Annotated in this window: 1 protein-coding gene; it reads left to right on the top strand. The window is 69.4% G+C overall.

From position 1 onward, the window contains the following. Positions 1-18: 18 nt before the first annotated feature. Positions 19-3,134, top strand: a 3,116-nt coding sequence (locus A985_RS0110555) for a YhdP family protein (protein ID WP_017233370.1), incomplete at its 3' end; no start/stop codon positions are given.

Below are 3,134 nucleotides of genomic sequence, written 5' to 3'. Positions count from 1 at the left end.
CCCTCGTAGACGCGCAGCATGACCGACCGTAAGCCGCCCGCCTCGTCCACCGGCAACCGGTCCTGGTTCTCGTCACTGCCGCGTGGCTTGCGACTGGGCCTGGAATGGCTGCTGGCGCTCGTCGTCATCGCCTATTTCGGACTTGGCGCCGTCGTCCTCACAACCCGGTACGTCATCCTGCCGCGCGTGTCGGACTACCGAGCGCAGATCGAAGCGGCTGCCTCGCGTGCCATCGGCCTGCCCGTCACCATCGGCCGCATCGACGCCGTCTGGCACGGCTGGCACCCTTACCTGACGCTCGAAGACGTTCGCATCACGCGCCGCCCCCCCGCCGCGCGCGCACCCTCGCTCAGCGCTCGAACGACACCCGCGACGCGCGCGGCACGCCCCTCGCCGGACACGCCGCCCGGGGCGCCACCGCCCGCCGAGCCCAGCCTGACGCTCCACCGCCTCGATGCGGTGCTCTCGTGGACCAGCCTGATTCACCTCGACGTGCGCCTGTCGAACCTCACGTTGTCCGAACCCGATCTCACCATCGAACGCCTCACCGACGGCTCGATTCTCGTCGCGGGCATGCCGGTGACGGGCGGCGGCGCCGCGACCGACTCGACCGCCGCCGACTGGCTCATGCGTCAGTCGCGCGTCGTGATCCGCAACGGCACCTTGCGCTGGCGCGATGCCACGCGCAACGCGCCCGACGTCGTCGTCACCCAGGTCAACGCCATGCTGCGCAATCGAGGCTTCGACCATCGCTTCGGCATGCAGGCGACGCCGCCGACGGGCATCGTGGCACCGCTCGACATCCGGGCGCGATTCACGAATCCGCTGTTTGCTCGCCCCGGCGAAGTCAAACGGTGGCGCGGTCAGCTCTACGGCGAAGTCGGCACGCTCGACCTGACTGAACTGGCCCGCTACGTCGACTTGCCGGGCAAGGACACGCGCGGTCGCGTTGCCGCGCGGGCGTGGGTCGACTTCGACGATGGGGCGATCACGAGGGCGACGCTGCGCGCCGCGGGAGCGAATACGTCGGTGCAATTGGCCGACGATTTGCCGCCGCTCACCTTCGACGCCACGCAGGGCCGGATCGACGTGACCCGCGTAACGCCCCACGCCGACGCCGGCTGGCAATTGCGCGCCCGCGATCTGACATTGCAAGCCGCAGGCCGGCCGACGCTCGACGTGCCTGATCTGCGCGGCACCTACGCGCCGGGCACGAACGAGCACGGACTGCACGCCACCTTTGCGGGCCCGCGCTTCGACATCGGCGCCGCGATGGCGCTCGTGCCGTCGCTGCCGCTCGCCCCGCAAACACGCGACGCGCTCGCGAGTTTTCGGCCGCGCGGCAGACTGGCCAATTTCGACATCAGCTACCAGGCCCCCAAGCCGCACGGCCCCGGCAACTGGCGCGACCTGCCGGGAATCCGGCAACTGCCGCCCGAACGCGAACGCTATCGGGTGGTCGCCGACTTTGAAGATCTCGGTGTCGACAGCGCACCGAGTGAGCATCCGCCGGCGAATCCGGGGTCGCCCAATGCGGGACGCCCGGGCTTCGCCAATCTGAGCGGGCACATCGACGCCGATCAGTCGCGCGGCAGCCTGACCCTCAACGCGAAGCACGCCACGCTCGACTTTCCCGGCCGCTTCGACCAGCCGCGCATCGATCTCGATACGCTTACCGCGCGCACGTCGTGGCGCGTCTCGCACTCGGCGACGCAACGCGACGCCCCGGCGGACGTAGCGGTGCGCGTGGACGCCCTGCACCTGCAGAACGCCGAATTGGCGGGCGATGTAACCGGCACGTGGCGCAATGGCGGCAAGGGCAATGGCATCGTCGACCTGAAGGGCAACATTGTGCGCGCGAGCGCCAGCGCGGTGCCGCGCTATCTGCCGACCGACATCGGCGCGAGCGTGCGGGATTATCTGCAACGCGCGCTGCTCGCGGGCACGGTGCAGAACGCGCCCTTCGCGGTACAGGGCGATCTCGACAACTTCCCGTACGGCAAGGGCGGCGGCAAGTTCCGCATCGACATTCCGCTGGTCGACGTCACCTTCAACCCGTCGCCGGTGCGCCCCGGCCACACGGAAGTCTGGCCGGCCTTTGACAAGGTGCGCGGCAATCTGCGCTTCGACGCCGACAAGTTGCATATCGCCATCGACAGCGGCACAGTCTTCGGCGTCACGCTCACCCAGGTGGTGGGCGACATCAACGACATCGGACAGGACGATTCCGTGCTCACCCTCAAGGGCGACGCGCGCGGCCCAGCGGCCGACTTCGTGAAATACCTGAACGGCAGCCCGGTGGGGCACTGGATCGGCGACTTTACCGACGAAACACGCGCGAGCGGCACCACACAGCTCGCGATGCAGTTGTCGATGCCGCTCGATCACACCGATCGGTCCAAGGTCACGGGCCGCGCGCGCTTCCTGCGCAACGACATCACACTGCTGAACGGCCTGCCGACCTTCGGCGCCGTGGACGGGGAACTCGCGTTCACCGAGCGCGGTATTTCGCTCGACAATCTGCGCGGCACGTTCCTCGGCGGCGACGTGCGCGCGTCCGGCGGCAGTCGCAGCGACGGCACCATCGCGCTGAACATTGGCGGCACGTTGAGCGCGCAAGGCCTGCGCGACAATCAGGAAAGCGCCTCGCTGGCGCAACTGGCCAAGCGCATGACGGGCGGCACGCCCTATTCGGCAACGGTCACGGTGCGCCAAGGCATGACCGAAGTGGCGGTCCAATCCACACTCGTCGGCCTGGCCGTCAACCTACCCGCCCCGCTCGGCAAGCGTGCGGAGACCTCGTTGCCCGCACGCTTCACGCTGCGTCCCCAGCCGAGTCCGGGCGGCCGTCGCATCGATACACTCGACTTCGCCGTCGGCAGCGTTCAAGGCAATTACGTTCAAGAGCGTAGCGGCGGGAGTGCCGGAAACCCCGCGCGCGTCGAGGTGCTGCGTGGCGGCATCGGCATCAACCAGCCCGTGCCCGCCCCGCGCGAGGGGGTTCAGGCGGCCGCCCAGTTCGATACGCTCGACGTGGACGCCTGGCGAAGCGTGATCGCGTCGCTCACCAGCGACGCCGGGACCGCCAACGCGCCAGCCCCCCAAAGCGCCCCGGTCACGCCCCCCGCCCCGGC

It is taken from the genome of Pandoraea sp. B-6 (assembly GCF_000282835.1).
Lineage (GTDB): Bacteria > Pseudomonadota > Gammaproteobacteria > Burkholderiales > Burkholderiaceae > Pandoraea > Pandoraea cepalis.
Note: the sequence above shows the minus strand (reverse complement) of the source record. Positions and strands in the feature narration are given on the sequence as shown.